The sequence below is a fragment of the Gordonibacter sp. Marseille-P4307 genome (assembly GCF_900604965.1).
In the GTDB taxonomy this organism is placed as follows: Bacteria; Actinomycetota; Coriobacteriia; order Coriobacteriales; family Eggerthellaceae; genus Berryella.
In genome coordinates this window covers 1,059,911-1,082,181 of record NZ_UWPD01000001.1, presented here as the reverse complement: position 1 = coordinate 1,082,181, position 22,271 = coordinate 1,059,911, and the positions used below count along the sequence as shown (strand labels likewise).

Sequence of the window (22,271 nt, the reverse complement as noted above, 5' to 3'; positions counted from 1 at the left end):
GCCCCCGATCAAACCGAACACAACCAACTTATCCATGCGCCATTCTACTACCCGCACCGCGCCGTCTGCGCACACTCGGCCCCCTGCACGCGATCAACGTCGGTACAGCGAGATGATACGGTCGAGCAAAGAGCGTTCCACAGGTGCAAGGCGCCTCCCCTTCTTCCAAAACAGGTACAGCGGAATGGAGATCGCCTCGTTCCTATCGTCCACAACGGGAACCACGCCCACCAGCAAGCATGTCACGGTGCGCAGCGCATGCTGAAGAGGCCGGATGGAGTACGCCCTGCATTCGGTGATGAACTCGATATCGCTGTTCGGAGCGATCTGGAGCGACGACACCGCGATGCGATCGCCCTGAGCCTCGGCCTGATCGATGAACACCTTGTTCAATTCGCGCTCGCCGGACAGCGACACCAGACTGCGGCCCGACAGCTGGGGAACCGTGAGACTTTCGGGAAGGCGCACTCCCCGTTCACGCGGAACGATGGCTGCAATCGGAAACATCTTGAGCTCGACGGACTCGTAATCGCGGCTCAGGTTATCGGGCGGTACGGTTATCGCAAAATCGAGGTTATCAGCCGCGATGGATTCCACGATGGCGTCTCCCGACATCTCCATGAACCTGAAATCCACGTCGGGGTACCGAGATGAAAAGCCCAGAAGATCGCTGCGGGCGATCGATCCGCCGTTCTCCTTGAAGCACAGGGAATGGATGCCCACCGATACGATCGACACGCAATCGGCCACATGGCACTCAGCCTCGCGCTGTAACTCCTCCAGCTCTTCGATCACCGCAAGGGATTTCTCGTAGAACAGTTTCCCGAAATCGGTAAGCGCGATGCCGTTGGAATTGCGGTCGAACAGGTTCACCCCCAGATGCGATTCGAGCACCTGGACGCTTTTCGAGATAGCCTGGGGCGAGACGAACAGGTGCTTGGCGGCCCGGGCATAGCTTCCCATCCTCGCCGCAGCGGTGAAGTACTCGAGCTGCCTGATCTCGATATTGAGCACGGATTCCTCGCTTATCGCCGTTATCGCACCCTGCCCCGCTTGTTTGCTTGAAGACATAGTAGCAAAACGAACGATCGATACGGGCTTCGGCGCCTTTCCGATCACCCTGCCCGAAGACGGAGCATCATCTCGCCGAAGCTTTTCGCCGCGCAGCCGCTTTCGGCCGCGGTCACCCTAAACAATAAGTTACCCTTCATCAAATTTCCATTGCTTCCCTTCACTTTCTCCAAACCAGTAGAATAATCGTATCGTTAGTGCGATCTGAACAGGGGAAATATAGGATTGCACACATACATGCGAGAAAGGGGAACCATGTCTGTTGAAAGAAGGGACTTCCTGAAGGCCGCGGGCGCAGCCGGTGTCGCGCTCATCGGAGGAGGGGCTTTGGCGGCGTGCTCTCCCAGCGCGTCAAAAAGCGCTGCGGGCTCGAAAGCCTCCGACATCAAGTGGGATGTCGAGTCCGACGTAGTGGTGGTCGGGACCGGCTTTGCCGGCCTGGCTGCGGCGATCGAGGCCAAAGAAGCAGGATGCGATGTCGTGGTGATCGACAAGATGTCCTCATACGGTGGAAACTCCTCCATCAACGGCGGCGATATGGCCGCTGTGGGCACCCCTCTCCAAAAGGCGGCGGGCGTCGAGGACTCCTTCGAGCTGATGCAGAAGGACATGCTGGTCACCGGCAAGTACTACAACCATGTTGACAAGGTGAAGATCCTCGTTGAGAACTCCGCGGGCGCAGTGGAATGGTGCACGGGCCTCGGCGTCGAATTCACCAAACTGAACTTCCACGGCGGTCACTCCGTTCCCCGAACCAACACCACGTCGAACGCCATGGGCGCCGATATCGTCAAGGCGGAGATTGCCCGCCTCGACGAACTGGGTGTGAAACCGACCCTGAGCACCAAGCTCGTTCGCTTGGTCGAAGACGACTCCGGGCGCATCGTCGGCGCAGAGTGCCGAAAGGGCTACAAGCTGGGCAACGAGGACAGCGGGTCGACCTACTTCGTGAAGGCGAAGAAGGGCGTCGTGCTGGCAGCCGGCGGATTCTCCAACGACGTTGCCATGCGCCAGATCCACGAGCCGCGCCTGACCGATGCGCTTACCAGCACCAACCACGAAGGCGCAACTGGCGAGGCGCTGCGCGAGGCGCTGAAGCACAAGGCCATGGACGTCCATATGGACTGGATCCAGCTTGGTCCGTGGACCAGTCCCGACGAAGACGGCTTCGGCTACTGCCCGCAGTTCTGCGAACGGTTGGTGGGATGCGGCATCATGGTCGACCCCGAAACTGGGAAGCGCTTCGTGAAGGAAACCGGAGACCGCAAGGTGCGTGCCGACAAGATGCTCGAGCTCAACCACACCACCCTCGTGATCGGCGATGCGCCCACCTGCGAAAAGCGCGTGGTCGAGCGTATTATGAAGGGCGGTGCCGAAGCGGGCGTCATCACATCCTATCAAACGCTCGAAGAGCTGGCCGCCGCCTTCAACATGCCCAAAGACGCCTTCCTCGCGGAGGTGGAGCGTTGGAACGGATTCGTGGCCGCCGGAAAAGACGAGGACTTCGGCGCCCTCATCCAGGAAGGCGCAACGGGTATCAAGGAACCCCCGTTCTACGTATCGAAGCTGTGGCCCAAGGTTCATCACACCATGGGCGGCCTGGTGACGAACATGAAGTCGCAGGTGCTCAACCAGGATAGCGAGCCTGTTCCCGGTCTGTACGCCGCGGGCGAGATCACGGGCGGCACGCACGGAGCGGTACGGCTGGGAAGCTGCGCCATCACCGACTGCGTGGTGTTCGGCCGCATCGCCGGCCAGCAGATCGCGAAGGAATCCGCATAGGAACCGATCCCTCTTCCGAAAGCGGGAGGAACGCGAGAGCTCCGGCGCCCCCGAGCAAGTCAAGATCGGGGGCGCCGGGCTATCAGTCGCAACGCGCTTCGTTGAGCGCGGACACCTCGTCTTCGTCCAGCACGCGCCATAAGCCCCGGGGAAGATCTCCAAGCTCTATCGGGCCGAACGCGTCGCGATGCAGGGCCACCACGGGGTGACTCACCGCTTCGAGCATGCGCTTTACCTGATGATAGCGTCCTTCGCGAATCTCAAGCCGCACCGCCGAAAAATCGAAGGCGCGCTCCTTGGCTTTCCACTCCCGGCGCATCCTCGCGCTCTTCGCCAGCTTCGAGGGCAGCATCAGATCGAATCGCTCGATCGCCGATCGAGGATCGGGCAACACATCTACCCGCGCCGGGCGGGTCAGGCCGTCGTCAAGCTCCACCCCGTTGCGCAGCGCCTCAAGATCGCCCTTAGACAAGGATCCCTCCACCAGCGCGATATAGCGCTTGGGCACGTGATGGCGGGGATGCAAAAGCCCGTTTCCCAGCTCTCCATCGGTGGAGAACAAAAGCAGCCCGGTGGTATCGGCGTCGAGACGACCGATGGGGAACAGACCCGGGTATCGGTCCGCCGGAACCAAATCGGCCACGCAGGCGCGCCCGCGCGCGTCTTTCATGGTGGTTATCACGCCGGCCGGCTTATGCAGCATAACGGTTATCGGACCCGCCGAAAGCGCAACGGGAACGCCGTCCACGCGAACCTGATCTATACGCGGATCGACCTTGCTGCCCAGCTCGGTGACGACGACACCGTTCACGGTCACCCGGCCCGCCGTCATGAGGTTTTCCGATCCGCGCCGGGAAGCGACCCCTGCACGGGCGAGGAACTTCTGAAGGCGAAGGGGGACCGTTCTGTTATCCGGTTCGGTCATAGGCACCTACTCGTCATCGGTGTTGAAGGTCAGCTCGTCGAAATCGACCTTGTCGACGACGCCGAACAGGGACTCCAAGGAAGGTTGTTCGGATTCTCCCACATCGAACAGGGAAAGATCCCCGTGCTCGCCCTTGACAAGCCCATGAGCGCGAACCTCAACCTGCGTTGCCCCCAGGCGCTCCTTGATAAGGCGCACGGTTTCCTCATCGGGTGCGAAATCGGCCAGATCCGGCAGATCTTTGGGCGAACCGAGCCCGAACCGCTCCAGGAAACTGCGCGACGTGGCATACAAAGTAGGATTGCCGGGAGCGTCAAGGGTTCCCGCCTCTCTCACCAACCCCCGATCGATGAGGGTATTCAGCGTCGAATCAGAGTTCACCCCGCGCACGGAGGCGATCTGAGCTCGCGTAAGGGGCTGACCGTACGCCACGACGGCCAGTACTTCGAGCGCGGCCTCCGACAGGCGGCGCGTGTCCCACGACAGCACGTATTTCTCGAGCAGATCCTTGAAGTCGGAATGCGTATAGAGCCTCCAGCCGCCAGCCACCTGCAAAAGAGCGAGGCCTCTTCCCTCTTGCTCGAAGCGTTCAGCCAGGCAGGTCAGCTCTTGTTCGACGCGGGCGAGCTCGACTTCGACCATAGAAGCGAGCGTTGAAGCGGCAACCGGTTCGTCGGTCACGAACAAAAGCGCCTCGAGCGCGGCCGACAGACGGCCCTCGTCAAGGTTACCGAACATTGAAATCCTCCTCGAACGACGTCAAACGCTCGCTTTCCCCCTCGAAAACAAGGTCACCCGAGCCTTCGATGTAGTCGATCCGTATATCGCCGAACTCCTCGTCCTGAACGAGATCCACCATCGAGCGCTTGAACAGCTCAAGGATGGCCAGAAAGGTAACGACCACGACCGGCACCGGTGACGCGGGGTCGACAAGCTGGCTGAACCGAAGCGATTTCCGATTCGCGATGCGCCGGTGGAGCGCGCGAACCTGCACCTCCACGGGAATCGGCTTGCTTGCGATGTGTTCGGATTCCAGCAGGAACACCTCGCGACGAGCGTAGCAGCACGCAGCGCGATACGCCAACCCGTCGAGGCTCACGTCGCGCAGGAAGTCGGGCATGACCGAACGCAGATCGGCATCGGGACCGAAGGTACGGGCGAACATGGATCCGCGTCTCTCGTACAGCGCCCCCAATCCCATCGCCGCATTTTTGAACTGCTTGTACGTCAGCAGACGTCCCACGAGGATATCGCGCGCCTCGCGAGGGGTCATCTCCGCCATCTCATCGTCTTCGGGAGAAGCCGGCTCCCTCGGCACCAAGCTGGAGGCCTTTATCTCCAGCAGCGTAGAGGCAACCAACAGAAAATCGCTTGCGACGTCGAGGTCGAGCTTGCGCATGCACGCCACCTCGGCCAGATACTGATCGACAACGGATGTGATCGAGATCGCGCCGATATCGACCCGCTGCTTGCCGACCAAGTACAGCAGCAGGTCGAAGGGCCCTTCGAAAGAATCTGTCTTAACGCGAAACGCCATGCGCCTATGCCATGAAGGGGAACAGCAGCTCCCAGATATTGCCTGCAGTCGCATCGAGGTAAAAGCGGAACGGGTTGATGTGAAGCACCTGGGGAACCAGAACCACAACCGCGATGAAGATCGGGAATGCGTACTGCTGGACGCGATAGTACTGCGGCAGATAACGTTCGGGCAGGATGAAGGCGAAGATGGACGAGCCGTCCAACGGGGGTATCGGCAGCAGGTTGAAGAACATCAGATACAGGTTGATAAGCGCGTACAGCGGCAGAAACAGGGTGTAGAAATAACCGAAGACGACGTTGCTCATCCATGACGACAGAGGAGCGAACATGAACAGAGCCAGCGCTACCCCCGCTGCGGCCAGCGCCTGGATGAAGTTGGCCGCCGGACCGGCCAACCCCACGATCAGATCGCCTTTGCGGGGGTCTTTGAAATACGAGGGGTTGTAGGGCACCGGTTTCGCGTATCCGAACACGGGCATGTTCACCGCCATCAGCATAATCGGAAGAATCACCGTACCGAACGGATCGACGTGCCTGATGGGGTTGAACGAGATGCGTCCCGCGCTGCGCGCAGTCGGATCACCCAGCTTGTACGCCGCAAAGGCGTGTCCCATCTCATGCAGGACGATCCCTGGTATAAACGACAAAACTGCGCAGATCAGATACGGAATTGACACCATAAGCACTCCTGTATACAGAAACGGCCTGGTTGTTAGCCAGGCCGTTCGAAGCGAAATCCGAGAACCCTACTTGAAGAATCCCTCGTAGTTGTGCATCTTCAACTGGCTTTCCACCTTGGTCATGGTATCGAGTGCGACGCCGATCATGATGAGGATGGAGGTGCCGCCGAACGCCTGGATCAACTGGTTGTTCGTAAAGAAGAACAGAATCGAGGGAACGACCGCGATAAGGGCGATGAAGATACCTCCGGGCAGCGTCACGCGACGCAAGACGTTGCGGATGTAGGCAACCGTCGCCGTTCCGGGACGGATGCCGGGAATGAACCCGCCCTGCTTGCGAAGGTTATCCGCCGTCTCTTCGGGGTTGAACACCATAGAGGTGTAGAAGTATGCGAAAAAGACGATCAGCAGCAGCGTGAGGATCCAGTTCAGCCAACCCGTCGAGATTGCGTTCGACAGGGCCGTCAGCCAACCGACGTTGAACAACGCGGCTATCTGGGCCGGGAAGTAGATAAGGCAGCTTGCGAAGATGATGGGGATAACGCCCGCTGCATTCACCTTGAAGGGAATGTAGGTGGACTGCCCGCCCATCATGCGACGTCCCTGCATGCGCTTGGCGTAGTTCACCGGAATACGGCGCTGCGCGCGCTCCACGAAGATGATGAGGGGGATGGCGATAAGCACCACGGCCACGATAAGCACGGTGACCGCAATACCCGTCCCCATGTCAGAATTGGTGGTGACCGACGAGAAGATCGACGAGGGAACACGAGACACGATGCTTGCGAAGATGATAAGGGACATGCCGTTGCCGATGCCGCGCTGGGTGATAAGCTCGCCCATCCACATGATCAAACCAGTGCCCGCAACCAGCGTGAACACGACGATAACGCTGGTGAGCCACTGGGGCACGTCGGTGCTGAACTGAACACCGTAGGCCGGTGACTGGAACAGCAGCAGGTACCCGATGGCGTTGATAAGACCCAGGCCCAACGTAAGGTAGCGCGTGGTCTGAGTGATCTTGCGCCGTCCGGTCTCGCCGTCTTTGGCCCAGCGGCCAACCGCCGGGATGACTCCCTGCATCAGCTGCATGATGATGGATGCGGTGATGTAGGGCATGATGCCCAGCGAGAACACCGAGAAGTGCGACAGCGCACCGCCAGTGAACAGGTCGAGCATCGTCATGGAAACGCCCGTCCCCGAGTTCGCGAAAGCATCGGCGAACTGACGGAACGGGATGCCCGGAACGGGGAGGTACGCTCCGAAGCGGTACAGCGCAAGGATCCCCAACGTGAAGAGGATCTTCTTGCGCAGCTCCGCAACTTTGAATGCGTCTACGATCGCACTTAACAAGGCAGTTCGACCTTTCCGCCGGCAGCCTCGATCTTAGCCTGAGCGGTGGCGGAAACCTTGTCGACCCTCACGGTGAGAGCCTTGGTGATATCGCCGTCACCGAGAACCTTGACGGGAGCATCGGCATTCTTGATGATGCGCTTGGCCTTCAGGGACTCGCCGTCCACGACCTCGCCGGCCTCGAACTTATCCTCGAGACGGCTGACGTTCACGGGAATGTACTCCACGCGGTTGATGTTGCGGAAACCGGGAAGCTTGGGCAGGCGACGTGCGAGCGGGGTCTGACCGCCCTCGAAGCCGGCGCGCTTCTTGCCACCGGAACGAGAACCCTGGCCGTTCAGACCGCGACCGGCGGTCTTGCCCTTGCCTGCTGCGTGACCGCGACCGACGCGCGTGCGCTTCTTACGAGAGCCCTCTGCGGGACGAAGATCGGACAATTCCATGTTGAACTCCTTTTGTTCGCTCGATCCGCCCCTGCGGACCGCGCTAGCAGCTCGCCGCTAGCAAACTCCATTATGTGCCTTGAGCCGATACGGCGCAAAACATGACGATTATAAAGTAAAAAACCCCGCTTGCCTATAACAAGCGGGGTTTAAATGCCAGCGTTTCAAAGAAACGGCTAACTTTTAGATCTCCTCGACGGTGATAAGGTGCTTCACCTTGAAGATCATGCCGCGAACGGACTCGTTGTCGACCTGATCGACGGTCTTGCCGATACGGCCGAGCCCAAGAGCGCGCAGCGTGCGGCCCTGATCGGCTTTACGGCCGATCGAGCTTTTGATCTGAGTGAGACGGAGAGTCTTCTTCGCTTCGGACATTAGTTGCTCTCCTTTCGGCCGAAGATCTGATCGACGGTCAGACCGCGACGCTCGGCAACCTGCTCGGGGCTCTGCATGTTCTTCAGACCCTCGGCAGCCGCCTTGATGATGTTCATGGAGTTGGTGGAACCGAGCGATTTGGTGATGACGTCGGTGATGCCGGCAAGCTCCATGATCGCACGGACAGCGCCGCTGGCCATGACACCGGTACCGGGCATCGCCGGACGGATAAGGACGCGACCCGCGCCGTATTCGCCGATGATGTCGTGGGGAACCGTCTTGGCCTCGGTCAGAGGAACGTCGAACATGTTCTTCTTCGCGTCCTCGACGCCCTTGGAGATGGCGGCGGGAACTTCCTTGGACTTGCCCAGACCGATGCCGACGCGGCCGTTGCCGTCGCCGACGACGACCAGAGCGGTGAGCGCCATGCGGCGACCGCCCTTGACGACCTTGGAAACACGGTTGATCGAAACGACGCGCTCCTGGAGCTCGGGAACGCCTGCCTCCTGTTGCTGTTTACGAGCCATAGCTTATTCCCTTCTAGAACTTCAGGCCTGCTTCGCGAGCGCCCTCGGCAACAGCCTTGATGCGCCCGTGATAGAGGTTGCCGCCGCGGTCGAACACGACCTCGGTGACGCCGGCCTCGAGTGCCTTCTTGCCGATGATCGAACCGATGGCCGAAGCGCCTTCGACCGTCGCGCTCTTCTTGCCGGTCTCCTTGAATTCGGGACCGAGGGTCGAGACGCCGCAGATGGTCTTTCCGGCAACGTCGTCGATGACCTGCACGTAGATGTTGTTGTTGCTGCGCGTAACGCAGAGGCGGGGACGGGCTGCGGTACCGGAGATCTTGCCGCGCACGCGACGATGACGGCGAACGAGCCCTGTCTGCCTCTTCTTGAAATTGGTGTTCATTGAGATTCCCTTCAATCCTTAATCATATGCAGACGAGGCAGCTTTAGTCGCCCTTGGCAGCCTTGCCGAGCTTACGACGGACGTATTCGCCCTCGTAGCGAATACCCTTGCCCTTGTAGGGTTCGGGCTTGCGCCACTTGCGGATGTCGGCCGCAACCTGGCCGACCTGCTCTTTGCTCGGACCCGAAACCACGACCTCGGTCTGAGTGGGAACCTCGAAGGTGATGCCTTCGGGGCAGGTCACAACAACGGGATGGGAGAAGCCCAGCTGAAGGTCGAGATCCTTGCCTTTCAGCGCGGCACGGTAGCCGACGCCCACCAGCTGCAGCTTCTTGGAAAAGCCGTTTGCGGAACCCTCGACCATGTTCGCCACGAGCGTGCGAACCAGGCCGTGGTAGCTTTTCGCCTCACGGGAGTCGTCGGGACGCTCCACGGTGATGACGTCGCCTTCCTGCTTGATGATCATCATAGAGGGGAACTCGCGGGTGAGTTCGCCTTTGGGGCCCTTGGTGGTGACCTTGGTACCGTCGATGGTGACCGTCACGCCAGCAGGAACGGTAATGGGCTGTTTGCCGATACGAGACATATTACCTCGCTCCCTTCCTACCAGACGTATGCGACGACTTCGCCGCCGATGCCCTTTTTGCGCGCATCGCGGTCGGCCATCACACCCTGGCTCGTAGAAATAATTGCCGTGCCGAGACCGCCGAGGACGCGGGGCAGCTCGTCCTTGCCGGCGTAGATACGCAGGCCGGGCTTCGAGATGCGCTTGATGCCGCGGATGGTCTTGGCCTTCTTGTTGCCGTACTTGAGCGTGATCTCAAGGGTGGCGCGAGGCTCTCCCTCGATCACCTCGAAGCGCGCGATATAGCCCTCCTGCTCCATGATGCGGGCGATTTCGACGAGCTTCTTGCTCGACGGCATGGACACGGTGTCCTTGCCGACAGAATTTGCGTTACGCACGCGCGTAAGCATATCTGCGATTGGATCGGTCATTGTCATACGAGATTCTCCTTTAGTCCTTGATGAACCGCGTCGCTCGGTTCGTTCGCACCCGTAGCGCGAACGCCTGAGCGCGGGCACACCCTAAACGTATACCGGTCGCCTACCAGGAGGACTTGGTCACGCCAGGAAGTTCGCCTTTGTTGGCAAGCTCGCGCAGGCACACGCGGCACAGGCCAAACTTACGGTAGTAAGCGCGGGGGCGGCCGCAGCGCGCGCAGCGGTTGTGCTCGCGCGTCGAGAACTTGGCCTCGCGCTTCGCCTTGGCGATCATCGATTTCTTAGCCATGCATTTCCTTCTTTCCTATTAACGCGGGGGCATGGGGCTCCCGAACGTCTACGAACGATACGCGGCCTAGTCTTCTTTGAAGGGGAAGCCCAGGGCCTTGAGCAGAGCGAGCGCGGATGCGTTGTCCTCGGCGGTGGTGACGACGGTGATGTCCATGCCGCGAGTGCGATCGATCTTGTCGTAATCGATCTCGGGGAAGATCAGCTGCTCGGTAATGCCCAGAGAGTAGTTGCCACGGCCGTCGAAGCTCTTCTGCGAGATGCCGCGGAAGTCGCGCACGCGCGGCAGGGCCACGGCCAGAAGACGATCGAGGAACTCCCACATGCGGTCGCCGCGCAGCGTGACTTTGGCGCCGATAGCCTGGCCCTCGCGGATGTGGAATCCGGCGATGGACTTGCGCGCGCGCGTCACGCAGGGCTGCTGGCCGGTAACGATGCGCAGATCGTTGATGGCCGCATCGAGCAGCTTGGAATCCGACGCGGCGGCGCCCACGCCCATATTCACGACAATCTTCTCGAGGCGGGGAACCTGGTTCACGTTCTGCAAGCCAAGTTCGGACTCCAGCTTAGCCACGATTTCGTTTTTGTAGCGTTCCTTCAAACGAGGAGTCATGGTAATGCTTTCCTTTCCGATGAATTAAACGCGAGATTTCCGACCCCGCGTCCCCGACGCCTTGCCGGGGCCATAACCGCGAGTATCCAGCCCCGCTAAACGAGGCTGGAAAATCGCAATTCACTATGTTAATCGATATCCTTGCCGGAAACCTTGGCAACGCGCACCTTCGTACCGTCTTCTTTAAAACGATAACCGATGCGGGTGGGCTTCTTGGTCGCAGGATCGATCAGCATGACGTTCGACACGTGCAGCGGGGCCTCGATCGACATGATGCCGCCCTGCTGGTTCTGCGGCGTGGGTCGCTGGGCCTTCTTCACGATGTTGACCTTCTCGACGACGACGCGGTTGCGCTCGGGAAGCGCGCGGAGCACGACGCCCTCCTTGCCCTTGTCCTTACCGGCAATGACCTTGACGAGGTCGCCCTTCTTGATCTTCATTCCACTCATCAGCGCACCTCCTTTACAGCGTTTCCGGTGCCAAAGACACGATCTTCATGTACTTCTTGTCGCGCAGCTCGCGGGCAACGGGCCCGAAGATGCGGGTGCCGCGGGGAGAGCCGTCCTCGTTGATCAGAACGGCGGAGTTCTGATCGAAGCGGATGTAGCTGCCGTCCTTACGGCGCACCTCCTTTTTCACGCGAGCGACAACGCAGCGAACGACGTCGCCCTTCTTCACGTTGGCGTTGGGAGCCGCTTCCTTAACCGCGCAGATGATGACATCGCCAAGGCCGGCATAGCGACGGCCGGTGCCGCCGAGGACCTTGATGCACTGCACCTTACGGGCGCCGGAGTTATCGGCAACCGTGAGCATGGTTTGCACCTGAATCATTGCTTCTACCTTACTTTCCTCTAGAGGAGAATGCAGCAAAGCCGCAAACTACTGTGCCTTCTCGACGATTTTCACCAGGCGCCAGCGCTTCATCTTGGACAGCGGGCGGGTTTCCATGATCAAGACGGTATCGCCGACATGGGCCTCGTTGTTCTCGTCGTGAGCGTGGAACTTCTTGGTGGTGGTCATCATCTTGCCGTAGATGGGATGAGGCTTGCGATCCTTGATCTGCACTACGCAGGTCTTGTCATTGGCATCGCTGACGACAATGCCCTGACGGACCTTGCGAGAGTTGCGTTCATCAGTCATGTTCTTCTACCTTCCTAAAATCCGCGCTCTAGTTAAGAGCCTTAAGCTCGCGCGCGCGCATCTCAGTCTGGATACGAGCGATGTCCTTCTTGACCTGGCCGAGGCGGGCGGTATTGTCCAGCTGGCTGGTAGCCATCTGGAAGCGCAGGTTGAAAAGCTCTGCGCGGGCCTCCTGAAGCTTTGCCGTCAGATCCTCTGCGGAAAGCTCGCGAATCTCTGCTGCTTTCATTTATTCCTGACCTTCCGTTTCGCGCGTCACGATCTTGCACTTGATGGGAAGCTTGTTGATGGCAAGACGGAGCGCCTCGCGAGCAACCTCGTCCTCGACGCCGGCGATCTCGAACATGATGCGGCCGGGCTTGACGACGGCGACCCAGGCTTCGGGATTGCCCTTGCCCGAGCCCATGCGGGTCTCGGCGGGCTTCTTGGTGATGGGCTTGTCGGGGAAGATGGTGATCCACACCTTGCCGCCGCGCTTCATCTCGCGGGTCATCGCGATACGAGCAGCCTCGATCTGGCGGTTGGTGATCCAAGCGGCTTCGAGAGCCTGGATACCGTACTCGCCATGATTCAGACGGGTTCCACCCTTGGCCTTGCCCTTCATGGAACCGCGCTGCACCTTGCGGTGCTTCACACGCTTAGGTACGAGCATCTACTTAGCACCCCTCTCGTTGCGGTCGCCGCGATGGTTGTTGCGACGAGCGCGGTTCGGGCGAGCGCTGCCCTCGAGAGCAGGCTGCGGAGCCTTCTGGCCCGGCAGAACCTCGCCATGATAGATCCAAACCTGAACCCCGATGGAGCCCATGGTGGTCGCTGCGGTATGAGTGCCGTAATCGATTTTGGCACGCAGCGTGTGCAGCGGCACGCGACCCTCGCGATACCACTCGCGACGGCTCATTTCGGCACCGCCCAGACGACCGGCGCACTGGATGCGGATACCCTTGGCGCCGCTTTTCATCGCGGACTGAACGGCCTTGCGCATGGCGCGACGGAAGGCGACGCGGCCTTCCAGCTGCTCGGCGATGGACTGAGCCACGAGGGTGGCGTCCAGCTCGGGGCTCTTAACCTCGATGACCTCGACGGACACCGTGCCGGTTGCGATGGACTGCAGCTTCTTGCGCAGGGCGTCGATCTCCGACCCCTTCTTGCCGATCACGATACCGGGACGGGCCGTGGTGATGATGACCTTGGTCTTGTCGCCGGCGCGCTCGATCTCGATGCGGGACACCAAAGCACGGGAGAGCTCGCGCTCGAGGAACGAGCGAATGGCGATGTCGTTCTCGAGGTTGGCAGCGTAATCCTTGCCTGCGTACCAGCGGCTACGCCAATCCTCGGTGATGCCGAGACGGAAACCGGTAGGGCTTACTTTCTGACCCATAAGGCTTTATGCCTCCTCTCGCGTGCCAACAACGATGGTGATGTGGCTCGAACGCTTGCGAATACGTGAAGCGGAACCCTTCGCACGCGGACGAATGCGCTTCAGGGTCGGGCCTTCGTCGACGTAGGCTTCCTTGACGACGAGAGACTCCGGACGGACATGATGAAGATGCTCGGCGTTGGCAACCGCGGAATTCAGGGTCTTCTCGACGCACTCGGCGATGCCGCGGTTCGTGAACGCGAGAACCTCGCGAGCCTGCAGCACGGACTTACCGCGGACCAGATCGACGACGACGCGCGCCTTGCGGGGCGAAACACGCACGTAACGTGCGATAGCTCTAGCTTCCATTGCTCACCCTCTCCTTATTTCTTGCGCTTGTCGGCTGCGTGACCCTTGAAGGTGCGGGTCGGAGAGAACTCTCCCAGCTTGTGGCCGACCATGGACTCGGTTACATAGACGGGGACGTGCTTGCGCCCGTCGTGAACGGCGATCGTGTGACCGACCATCTCCGGGAAGATGGTAGATGCACGAGACCAGGTCTTCACGACATCCTTCGTTCCGGCTTCGTTCATAGCCTCGATACGACCGAGAAGGCGCGGCTCGACGAAAGGTCCCTTCTTCAAACTTCTGCTCACTATTGCTCCTTTTCGCGGGCGCTACTTCTTGCGGCGGCGGATGATCAGGCGGCTCGAAGCCTTCTTGCGGTTGCGGGTACGATGGCCCTTGGTGGGAACGCCCCACGGAGACACGGGGTGACGACCCGAGGACTTGTTCTTGCCCTCGCCGCCGCCGTGCGGGTGATCGACCGGGTTCATGACGGTACCGCGAACCGTGGGACGGATGCCCAGCCAGCGGCTGCGGCCGGCTTTGCCGATCTTGATGTTGGAGTGCTCGGCATTGCCGACCTCTCCGACGGTCGCACGGCAGGTGAGCAGCACGCGACGCATTTCGGAAGAGGGCATGCGCAGGATGGCGTACTTTCCTTCCTTACCCATGAGCTGGATGCTGGTTCCCGCAGAACGCGCAAGCGCCGCGCCCTTGCCGGGCTGGAGCTCGACGGCGTGGATGAGGGTACCCACGGGGATATTCGCGAGGGGAAGAGCGTTGCCGGGCTTGATGTCGGCTTCGGGACCGCTCACGATCATATCGCCCACGCGCAGACCCTTGGGATGCAGGATGTAGCGCTTCTCTCCGTCCACGTAATGCAGAAGGGCGATGCGGGCAGAACGGTTGGGATCGTACTCGACCGTGGCAACCTTGGCGGGCACGCCGTCCTTGTTGCGCTTGAAATCGATGATACGGTAACGACGCTTGTGGCCGCCGCCCTGATGACGGGTGGTGATGCGTCCGTTGTTGTTGCGCCCTGCCTTCTTGGACAGGGGCGCGAGGAGCGACTTCTCCGGCTTATCCGTGGTGATCTCCGCGAAATCGGAGACCATCTGGAAACGGCGGCCGGGGCTAGTCGGCTTGTACTGCTTGACTCCCATGCTAGTGTTTCCTTTCTCGGATGCTCGAAGCGCAACGGACTTCAAGCATCTTCCTCCGGGCCTTTGCTCGCACGCCTCGTCGTACACCAAAGACCCCCTACATGCCGTGGATCACGATTGCCGACCTGCGCATGATGAGGGCATGCGCTTTCGACTCCGATAATCCACGCGTCCGGGTGTATCTATAGATCGCCCAGACACAAGGAAGAATTATATACAGAAGGAAAAGCATTATCAAGAAGCCCAGATGAGCACATAACCTGCGCACAAGAGGTCCGATGCGCGGTCGAAAGGACGCGCCTACGCGAGGGAGAGCACCGAGAGGGCCCGGTGCGCGACGCCGATCTTGAAGCGCGTTCCCGTTAGCTGCTCCCCATCGATCTGGGCGGGCACGGAACCTGCGAACGCGACCGTTGCCTGCGATGCGCGGTCGAAATGCACGCCGGGGCGCGTCACATGCCTGCCGCCCTTCGCCAAAAGGAAGGTCTTGGTCGCCCGATGGACAGGCTGGGGGCCGTCCACCCAGCACAAATCGAGTACGGAATCGTCGGGACGGGCATCGGGGCACACGGAGAACCCGCCCCCGTACGTGGCACCGTTCTGGATGGCCAGGAGGTGCACATCGAGCAAAGCGGGCTCGGCGCCGTCGATGGAGACCTCTGCATGGTGAACGTCGAGGTGCGCCACGAGCTGGGTGAGACCGCTCACAAGGTAGAGAGGCGCGCCCGACAGCCGCGTGGTCTTGCGCCGCTTCACCGTGTCAAGCGCGATAGCGGCGTCTAAGCCGAAGGAAAGCGTCTGCAAGAAGAACCGGTCGTTGCATATCCCCAAGTCGAAAGAGCGAGACCGCGCTGCTTCCAGCGCTTGAACGGCAGCGCGCAGATCCATCGGCATGCCCAGGGTACGGGCGTAGTCGTTTCCCGATCCGAAGGGAAGCAGCCCGAATACGGGACGATCGGGCCCATCGATGCGCATGAGCCCGTTGGCGACTTCGTGAGCCACCCCGTCGCCGCCCAAAGCCACGACCGTGTCCCAGGGATGCGCCGACGAGGCGATACGGGTCGCGTGCGCGGGCTGCTCGGTGAGCACCAGCTGCACCTCGTCGATCGAAGGGCACGCCGTGCGCAGGGCATCGCGGGCTTCGAGAGCCACTTTTCTCACCCGGCCGTTGTTCGCAGCGGGATTCGCAATCAAAAGGACGCGACCCAGACTGGATTCGCCCACGCGATCTCCTATCGTTTCGGATGCAGTTGTTCCGACGGGATACCATACTGCAAACGCGCCCGATCGGCACGCCGGTCCCGAGCGCTTCCGCAAAACCTGCACCGCGTCCGTCCGCCAAGCCGCAAACCGAACGATTGGGCGGATGAAACGAAACCAACCCGCCGATTGCCCTAGCAACGAGAAAAGCCCGGCGATCGATAGGATCGCCGGGCCGAATGCACCGCCGCCCATACGGGATGCGCGCTACTTCCTCTCGGACGGCTTCTTCGCGGCATCGAAGGTGGAATCGGGCACTGATGCCTCCCCGCCAGAGCCGACGCCACCAAAGGATCCCAATACCCGCTCGCGGTGGCCACCACCACGGTTTTCGATGTACCGGCTTCCCAGTTCTCGGAGATGGCCTTCATGGTACTGATGGCGTCTTGGCCGAACACGCGTTTCCATGCCACCGGTGGTTAGTCGCCCTGTATGCCCTGAGATACGACAGGATCGACCCGCTCGACAACCCGCTTCCTCGCTACTCCCCTTCCGCCGAAGCGCCCTGTTCGTCCGCAACGCGGATATCAGCGTGCGCGACCAGCCATTTGTTAGCGCATAGCCGCTCGGCCGATTCCTTCAAGGTGAGGCTGTGCCCCATCTCCTCCATGCGACGGCGTGCAAGCGCAGGATCGGCCGGGTTGAACGCGCGGCACACATCCATGACATCCTCGTCGGTGTAGGAAAGGCGCTCGTGACGGTAAAGAGCGTCGAGTGCGTAGCCTTGAACGAGCATCGAGCGCACCTGCATCATGAGCATCATGTTGACCTGCTGGGCTCCCCCGTTCTGGGTTACGAAGTCTTCCCAGCGCATGCCCTGCTGCTGGATCTCGGCGCGCATGTTCATGACCGTATTGCGCATGGTGCCCTCGTACACCTCGTCGGCGATCCTGCCCTCGAAGCGCTTCCCCAGCTCGTCGGCGGCAAGGTTTCGCTTGTACTCTTCGTATCCCGTGCGGCGCTTGCCGTCCAGATCGTCGAAGATGGACGCGCGCAGCTGCTCAACCGACGAGTACATCGGGAAGGTGTAGGTTACGAACTCATCGGTGATCTCGGCTTTAACGCGCTTTTGGTTCTCGAGGTACGTAACCTCGGCCCGATATTCCTTCTCAGAAAGCCCGCCTTCGGCGTCGATGTCGGGCGCGAGGAAGGAAAACGAGCGCTGCTCGCCCACGTTCATGCCCACGATACCCTCGTCAAACGACGGAGGCATCATGCCCGTACCCACCTGATAGCTGCGCCCCGGCGTGGTCACGCCCGGAACCTCCTTGCCATCGATTAGGCAGCGCACGGCCAGAAATACCGTCATACCCTGCTCGATAACGGCCGCCTCGGCGGGCTCGAACGTCGAGAAGTTTTCAGCGATCTGCTGGAGTTGGGCCTCGACCTCGTCATCGACGCTGCCGTAGGGTTCGACCGTAATCGAAACCGGATCGTAGCCGGACAGCTCGTAAACGGGCTTGGACGTCGCCTCGAACTCGAACTCGAAGGCCTTTTCCCGATGCATCGGCACCGCAGCGCGCACCTGCGGCATGAAGGCGGGGATCACGCCGTGCTTCTCGAATGCCATGGGAACAAGGTACTCGACCGCCTGGGCCGCCACGATGGCGTCGAGGTCTTTGATTCCCAGTTGCTCGGCAGCCGCCTGGGCCGCAGACGAACCGGGAACGGGCATCACGCCCATCTGCTGGCAGAACACCTCCTGGGCGGCATCGAGCGCGCGACCCACCTCCTCGGTCGATGCGACGGCCTTCATGTGAAAGGTGCCGTCGGGGTTTTCCTTCTTGATGACCTTCATACGATCCCTCTCTGAATCGAAAGAAGCCGGCCGTCCCCGAAAGGTTCGGCGGCATCCGAGCCGTATCACACCGCGCCAGCCAGCTTTCCGAAACGCTCGGGAAGCGCACGCGCACGGTGCGTATTGTAATCGATACGAGCGCAAAAAGGGGCGCCCCGCAGCGGAGCGCCCCTTTCGGCAAAACAGCACAGGATCGCTTAGGAAGCGAACAGCTCGATGGTATCGCCGTCCTTCAGCGTAACCATAGCCTTCTTCCACGTGCGGGTGTACCCCTGCTGGACGCGGACGCGCTTCTTCTTCGGCTTGACCGTCAGCGTGTTGACCTTGACCACGGTGACGTCGAAGATCTCCTCGACGGCCTTGGCGACCTCGATCTTGTTGGCGTTCTTGGCAACCTCGAAGGTGAAAGTGTTCTTCTCCATCATGTCGTAGCTGTGCTCAGTGATGATGGGGCGGATGATGATCTCGCGTGCGTTCATTTATGCAAGCACCTCCTCGATGCGCTTCAGAGCTTCGGAAGTGAAGATGAGGGACTTGTTGTCCAGCATCTCGTAGGTGTTGGCCTCGGCCACGGGGATGACGTTGACCTTCTGCAGGTTGCGGAAGGATAGGAAGGTATCGACGTCCTCGTTGCCAATGACGATGGTGGTGCGACCTTCGATGCCCAGAGCCTTCAGAGCGGCGACGGCCGCCTTGGTGCAGGGCTTCTCGAAACCGAAGTCGTTGACGACGTGAAGCTGGCCGTCGGCGAGCTTGGCGGAGAGCACGGAGCGCATCGCGAGCTTGATCTCCTTCTTGTTCACCGAGAACGCATAGGAGCGGGGATGCGGGCCCCACACGACACCGCCGCCGCGCCACTGAGGCGAGCGGATGGAGCCCTGGCGGGCACGACCGGTGCCCTTCTGTCTCCAGGGCTTCTTGCCGCCACCGCGAACCTCGCCGCGGGTACGGGTGTTATGGGTGCCCTGGCGCCAAGAAGCGCGCTGAGCGCGAACAACCTGGTGCATGACGGGCACGTTCGGCTCGATGCCGAACACAGACGCTGCAAGCTCGACGGACTCGACCGTCTTGCCTGCGGCATCCTTGATTTCGATAGTGGTCATACTGCAAGCTCCTTAAGAGGTTCTTCGATCAACTAGGCCATGCGGACGCGAACGATGCCGTTCTTGCCGCCGGGAACTGCACCCTTGACGAGGATGAGGTTCGACTCTTCGTCGATACGGACAACCTCGAGGTTCTTCACGGTAACCGTGTCGCAGCCCATGTGGCCCGGAAGGCGAACGCCCTTCAGGACGCGCGAGGGCGTGGCGCACTGGCCGATGGAGCCGGGGGCGCGGTGGAAGTGGGCGCCGTGGCCGCCGGGACCGCCGGCGAAGCCGTGGCGCTTCATGACGCCGGCGAAGCCCTTGCCCTTGGAGGTACCGGTGACGTCGACCTTCTTCACCTCGGCGAAGCTGCCGACCGTAACCTGCTCGCCGGTTGCATGGGCGCTGCCGTCCTCGACGCGAACCTCGCGCAGGTAGCGACGGGCATCGACGCCCTGCTTGGTGAAGTGCCCGCCCATGGGACGGTTCACCTTCTGGGGCTTGATGTCGCCGAAGCCGAGCTGCACGGCGTCGTAGCCGTCGGTGGCAACGGTCTTGATCTGGCAGACGGTGTTGGGCTCTGCCTTGATGACGGTGACGGCGACGACTTCGTCGTTCTCGTTGAACAGCTGCGTCATGCCGACCTTTTTGCCGTAAATCGCGTTAATCATACTCTGAGGCACCCCTTACAGCTTGATCTCGATGTCGACGCCGGCAGGGAGATCGAGGCGCATCAGCGAGTCAACCGTGTTAGGGGTGGGCTCGAGGATGTCGATCAGGCGCTTGTGGGTGCGCATCTCGAACTGCTCGCGGGAATCCTTGTCGACGTGCGGGCCGCGCACGACGGTGAACAGGTTGCGCTCCGTCGGCAGCGGGATGGGACCGGAAACTTTTGCACCCGTCTTCTGAGCGGTGTCGACGATGAGCTTCGTGGACTGGTCCACGATCTCATGGTCGTATCCCTTCAAGCGGATGCGAATCTTCTGATTAGCCACTTGTGTTTTCCTCCAATTGAATTCTAGCGTCCGCTTAGGAAGCGCTTCCGCCGGCCTTGCTGATGATCTCGTCCGCAACGTTTTTGGGAACCGCCTCGTACGAATCGAACTGCATCGTATAGGAAGCGCGTCCCTGCGTCGTGGAGCGCAGATCGGTAGCGTAGCCGAACATCTCGGACAGCGGCACCTTGGCGCTGATGATCTTGGCATTGCCGCGATCGCCCATACCGCGGATCTGGCCGCGACGGCTGGAGAGGTTGCCCATAACGTCGCCCATGTACTCCTCGGGCGTCTCGACCTCGACGGCCATCATGGGCTCGAGGATCACCGGGGCGGCCTTCTTCATAGCCGCCTTGAACGCCATGGAGCCGGCCACCTTGAAGGCCGCTTCGGAGGAGTCGACGTCGTGATAGGAGCCGTCAACCAGCTCGACGCGGATATCGACCACGGGATAACCGGCCAGGATGCCGTTGTTGAGCGCTTCCTGGATACCCTTGTCGATCGAGGGGATGTACTCCTTGGGAACCACGCCGCCCACGATCTTGTTCTCGAACTCGTAACCCTTGCCTGCCTCCTGCGGGTACAGGTTGATGACGGCGTCGCCGTACTGGCCGCGACCGCCCGACTGGCGAACGAACTTGCCCTGGACGTTGAGGACTTCCTTGGTAGCCGTCTCGCGATAGGCGACCTGGGGCTTACCGACGTTCGCCTCGACCTTGAACTCGCGCAGCAAGCGGTCGACGATGATCTCCAGATGGAGCTCGCCCATGCCGGCGATGATGGTCTGACCGGTTTCCTGGTTGGTGGAAACGCGGAAGGTCGGATCCTCTTCGGCCAGCTTCTGAAGGGCGATGCCCATCTTGTCCTGCTCGGCCTTGGTCTTGGGCTCGACCGCGATGTCGATAACCGGATCGGCGAACTCCATGGACTCCAAGATGATGGGAGCCTGCTCGTCGCACAGCGTGTCGCCCGTCGAGGTGGCCTTCAGGCCGACAACGGCCACGATGTCGCCCGCAGCGCACGCATCGATGTCGACGCGCTGGTTCGAGTGCATCTGCAGCAAGCGCCCGACGCGCTCTTTCTTGCCCTTCGAGGCGTTGGTCACGTACGAACCCGCATCGAGCTTGCCCGAGTACACGCGCAGGTACGTGAGCTTACCGACGAACGGGTCGGTCATGATCTTGAACGCCAGGGCCGAGAACGGGGCCTTGAGGTCGGCCGGACGCTCGTCTTCGGCACCGGTGTCGGGGTTCTCGCCCTTGATGGCCGGAATATCGAGGGGGCTGGGCAGGTAGTCGACGACGGCGTCCAGCAGTTCCTGCACGCCCTTGTTCTTGTAGGCGGAACCGACGAACACGGGGTTCATCTGGCAGGCGATAACGCCCTTGCGGATGGCGGCCTTGAGCTCGTCAACGCCGAACTCCTCCTCCATCAGGACCTTTTCCATAAGCTCGTCGTCGCAGTCGGCGGCGGCCTCCACCAGCTCCTGGCGGCGCAGCTCGGCCTCCTCGGCGAACTCGGCGGGAATGGCGTCCATAGGCTCGGGATAGGTCATGCCCTTCTCGTCAGCCTTGAAGTCCCATGCGGTCATGGTAACGAGATCGATGACGCCCCAGAAGTTGTCCTCGGCGCCCATGGGAATCTGGGCGGCGACGGCAGAGGCGCCCAGACGGTCCCTCATGGTGTCGATGGCGTGGAAGAAGTCTGCTCCCACGCGGTCGTACTTGTTGATGAACGCGATACGGGGCACGCCATAACGCTCGGCCTGACGCCACACGGTCTCGGACTGGGGCTGCACGCCGGCAACGGCGTCGAACACGGCAACGGTTCCGTCGAGGACGCGCAAAGAGCGCTCGACTTCGGCGGTGAAGTCCACGTGGCCCGGCGTGTCGATGATCTGGAAGCGGTACTCGACGTCGTCTTTCTTCCAGAAGCACGTGGTGGCGGCGGCGGTGATGGTCACGCCGCGCTCCTGCTCCTGAACCATCCAGTCCATGGTGGCGGCGCCGTCGTGCACCTCGCCGATCTTGTGGGTCTTGCCCGTGTAGTACAGGATGCGCTCGGTCGTGGTGGTCTTGCCCGCGTCGATGTGGGCCATGATGCCGAAATTGCGCGTCTCTTTCAGAGAGGTCTTCTTAGCCATAA

32 protein-coding genes are annotated in these 22,271 nt (G+C 61.0%); 1 reads left to right on the top strand and 31 read right to left on the bottom strand.

Annotated elements, in window-relative coordinates; translation table 11 throughout:
* Positions 1-93 precede the first annotated feature (93 nt).
* Positions 94-1,014, bottom strand: a complete 921-nt coding sequence (locus tag EIH26_RS04845) for a LysR family transcriptional regulator (protein WP_206424671.1) — start codon at positions 1,012-1,014, stop codon at positions 94-96.
* A 312-nt stretch (positions 1,015-1,326) separates the two neighbouring features.
* Between EIH26_RS04845 and EIH26_RS04840 the strand changes: the two genes are divergently transcribed.
* Entirely contained in the window at positions 1,327-2,853 is a 1,527-nt protein-coding gene (locus EIH26_RS04840) for a flavocytochrome c (RefSeq protein WP_124061138.1), read from the top strand.
* Between the two features lie 82 nt (positions 2,854-2,935).
* Here the strand turns inward: EIH26_RS04840 and EIH26_RS04835 are convergent, their stop codons facing one another.
* The 30 genes from EIH26_RS04835 to fusA all read right to left on the bottom strand — a co-directional run bounded on the left by EIH26_RS04835 (position 2,936) and on the right by fusA (position 22,269).
* Positions 2,936-3,778 (bottom strand): pseudouridine synthase, encoded by an 843-nt coding sequence (locus EIH26_RS04835; RefSeq protein ID WP_124061137.1) that lies wholly within the window; start codon positions 3,776-3,778, stop codon positions 2,936-2,938.
* Positions 3,779-3,784: 6 nt separating this feature from the next.
* Complete coding sequence (gene scpB / locus EIH26_RS04830) at positions 3,785-4,516, bottom strand: SMC-Scp complex subunit ScpB (protein WP_124061136.1); 732 nt, start codon at positions 4,514-4,516, stop codon at positions 3,785-3,787.
* The gene (locus EIH26_RS04825) at positions 4,506-5,315 is read right to left on the bottom strand and encodes a ScpA family protein (protein WP_124061135.1); all 810 of its coding nucleotides are present in this window, start codon (positions 5,313-5,315) and stop codon (positions 4,506-4,508) included. Before EIH26_RS04825 ends, scpB begins: the two co-directional genes overlap by 11 nt.
* A gap of 4 nt (positions 5,316-5,319) precedes the next feature.
* A complete protein-coding gene (locus tag EIH26_RS04820) occupies positions 5,320-5,997 on the bottom strand; it encodes a site-2 protease family protein (protein ID WP_124061134.1) in 678 nt (225 codons plus the stop codon).
* A gap of 66 nt (positions 5,998-6,063) precedes the next feature.
* Entirely contained in the window at positions 6,064-7,350 is a 1,287-nt protein-coding gene (secY, locus tag EIH26_RS04815) for a preprotein translocase subunit SecY (RefSeq protein WP_124061133.1), read from the bottom strand.
* Entirely contained in the window at positions 7,344-7,793 is a 450-nt protein-coding gene (gene rplO / locus EIH26_RS04810; protein ID WP_124061132.1) for a 50S ribosomal protein L15, read from the bottom strand. Before rplO ends, secY begins: the two co-directional genes overlap by 7 nt.
* 183 nt (positions 7,794-7,976) lie before the next feature.
* On the bottom strand, positions 7,977-8,168 hold the full coding sequence (gene rpmD / locus EIH26_RS04805; protein ID WP_124061131.1) for a 50S ribosomal protein L30: 192 nt from the start codon (positions 8,166-8,168) through the stop codon (positions 7,977-7,979).
* Entirely contained in the window at positions 8,168-8,695 is a 528-nt protein-coding gene (gene rpsE / locus EIH26_RS04800; protein ID WP_124061130.1) for a 30S ribosomal protein S5, read from the bottom strand. The genes rpmD and rpsE overlap by 1 nt, the downstream gene beginning before the upstream one ends.
* Positions 8,696-8,708: 13 nt before the next feature.
* The gene (gene rplR / locus EIH26_RS04795) at positions 8,709-9,080 is read right to left on the bottom strand and encodes a 50S ribosomal protein L18 (RefSeq protein ID WP_039688661.1); all 372 of its coding nucleotides are present in this window, start codon (positions 9,078-9,080) and stop codon (positions 8,709-8,711) included.
* 43 nt (positions 9,081-9,123) lie between these two features.
* On the bottom strand, positions 9,124-9,666 hold the full coding sequence (gene rplF, locus EIH26_RS04790) for a 50S ribosomal protein L6 (RefSeq protein WP_124061129.1): 543 nt from the start codon (positions 9,664-9,666) through the stop codon (positions 9,124-9,126).
* Positions 9,667-9,683: 17 nt separating this feature from the next.
* The gene (gene rpsH / locus EIH26_RS04785; RefSeq protein ID WP_124061128.1) at positions 9,684-10,082 is read right to left on the bottom strand and encodes a 30S ribosomal protein S8; all 399 of its coding nucleotides are present in this window, start codon (positions 10,080-10,082) and stop codon (positions 9,684-9,686) included.
* A gap of 103 nt (positions 10,083-10,185) precedes the next feature.
* Complete coding sequence (locus tag EIH26_RS04780) at positions 10,186-10,371, bottom strand: type Z 30S ribosomal protein S14 (protein ID WP_124061127.1); 186 nt, start codon at positions 10,369-10,371, stop codon at positions 10,186-10,188.
* Positions 10,372-10,437: 66 nt separating this feature from the next.
* Complete coding sequence (gene rplE, locus EIH26_RS04775; protein ID WP_124061126.1) at positions 10,438-10,983, bottom strand: 50S ribosomal protein L5; 546 nt, start codon at positions 10,981-10,983, stop codon at positions 10,438-10,440.
* Positions 10,984-11,111: 128 nt separating this feature from the next.
* Positions 11,112-11,423: a 50S ribosomal protein L24 gene (gene rplX / locus EIH26_RS04770; protein ID WP_241152824.1), complete on the bottom strand. Its 312-nt coding sequence runs from the start codon at positions 11,421-11,423 to the stop codon at positions 11,112-11,114.
* 22 nt (positions 11,424-11,445) lie between these two features.
* Positions 11,446-11,814: a 50S ribosomal protein L14 gene (gene rplN, locus EIH26_RS04765; RefSeq protein ID WP_124061124.1), complete on the bottom strand. Its 369-nt coding sequence runs from the start codon at positions 11,812-11,814 to the stop codon at positions 11,446-11,448.
* A 48-nt stretch (positions 11,815-11,862) separates the two neighbouring features.
* Positions 11,863-12,123, bottom strand: coding sequence for a 30S ribosomal protein S17 (gene rpsQ / locus EIH26_RS04760; protein ID WP_039688646.1), 261 nt, complete (start codon positions 12,121-12,123; stop codon positions 11,863-11,865).
* A 28-nt stretch (positions 12,124-12,151) separates the two neighbouring features.
* Complete coding sequence (rpmC, locus tag EIH26_RS04755) at positions 12,152-12,352, bottom strand: 50S ribosomal protein L29 (RefSeq protein ID WP_039688644.1); 201 nt, start codon at positions 12,350-12,352, stop codon at positions 12,152-12,154.
* Positions 12,353-12,775 carry a 50S ribosomal protein L16 gene (gene rplP, locus EIH26_RS04750; protein ID WP_124061123.1) on the bottom strand — a complete coding sequence of 141 codons (423 nt, stop codon included), beginning with the start codon at positions 12,773-12,775 and terminating at the stop codon, positions 12,353-12,355. It lies immediately after the preceding gene.
* Positions 12,776-13,501: a 30S ribosomal protein S3 gene (gene rpsC, locus EIH26_RS04745; RefSeq protein WP_124061122.1), complete on the bottom strand. Its 726-nt coding sequence runs from the start codon at positions 13,499-13,501 to the stop codon at positions 12,776-12,778.
* A gap of 6 nt (positions 13,502-13,507) precedes the next feature.
* Positions 13,508-13,849 (bottom strand): 50S ribosomal protein L22, encoded by a 342-nt coding sequence (gene rplV / locus EIH26_RS04740; protein ID WP_124061121.1) that lies wholly within the window; start codon positions 13,847-13,849, stop codon positions 13,508-13,510.
* Between the two features lie 14 nt (positions 13,850-13,863).
* Positions 13,864-14,136, bottom strand: coding sequence for a 30S ribosomal protein S19 (rpsS, locus tag EIH26_RS04735; RefSeq protein ID WP_039688637.1), 273 nt, complete (start codon positions 14,134-14,136; stop codon positions 13,864-13,866).
* Between the two features lie 21 nt (positions 14,137-14,157).
* A complete protein-coding gene (gene rplB / locus EIH26_RS04730) occupies positions 14,158-14,988 on the bottom strand; it encodes a 50S ribosomal protein L2 (protein ID WP_124061120.1) in 831 nt (276 codons plus the stop codon).
* A 300-nt stretch (positions 14,989-15,288) separates the two neighbouring features.
* Positions 15,289-16,212 (bottom strand): diacylglycerol kinase family protein, encoded by a 924-nt coding sequence (locus EIH26_RS04725; RefSeq protein WP_164470980.1) that lies wholly within the window; start codon positions 16,210-16,212, stop codon positions 15,289-15,291.
* Between the two features lie 170 nt (positions 16,213-16,382).
* Positions 16,383-16,646: a cell wall-binding repeat-containing protein gene (locus tag EIH26_RS08660; RefSeq protein ID WP_370453755.1), complete on the bottom strand. Its 264-nt coding sequence runs from the start codon at positions 16,644-16,646 to the stop codon at positions 16,383-16,385.
* A gap of 83 nt (positions 16,647-16,729) precedes the next feature.
* Positions 16,730-18,046: a trigger factor gene (locus EIH26_RS04720; RefSeq protein ID WP_124061118.1), complete on the bottom strand. Its 1,317-nt coding sequence runs from the start codon at positions 18,044-18,046 to the stop codon at positions 16,730-16,732.
* A gap of 197 nt (positions 18,047-18,243) precedes the next feature.
* Positions 18,244-18,525, bottom strand: a complete 282-nt coding sequence (rplW, locus tag EIH26_RS04715; RefSeq protein WP_124061117.1) for a 50S ribosomal protein L23 — start codon at positions 18,523-18,525, stop codon at positions 18,244-18,246.
* Positions 18,526-19,149, bottom strand: a complete 624-nt coding sequence (gene rplD, locus EIH26_RS04710; RefSeq protein ID WP_124061116.1) for a 50S ribosomal protein L4 — start codon at positions 19,147-19,149, stop codon at positions 18,526-18,528.
* Positions 19,150-19,181: 32 nt separating this feature from the next.
* Complete coding sequence (gene rplC / locus EIH26_RS04705) at positions 19,182-19,802, bottom strand: 50S ribosomal protein L3 (RefSeq protein ID WP_124061115.1); 621 nt, start codon at positions 19,800-19,802, stop codon at positions 19,182-19,184.
* A 15-nt stretch (positions 19,803-19,817) separates the two neighbouring features.
* Positions 19,818-20,126 carry a 30S ribosomal protein S10 gene (rpsJ, locus tag EIH26_RS04700; RefSeq protein ID WP_006361610.1) on the bottom strand — a complete coding sequence of 103 codons (309 nt, stop codon included), beginning with the start codon at positions 20,124-20,126 and terminating at the stop codon, positions 19,818-19,820.
* A 34-nt stretch (positions 20,127-20,160) separates the two neighbouring features.
* Positions 20,161-22,269, bottom strand: coding sequence for an elongation factor G (gene fusA, locus EIH26_RS04695; protein ID WP_124061114.1), 2,109 nt, complete (start codon positions 22,267-22,269; stop codon positions 20,161-20,163).
* Positions 22,270-22,271: the final 2 nt, after the last annotated feature.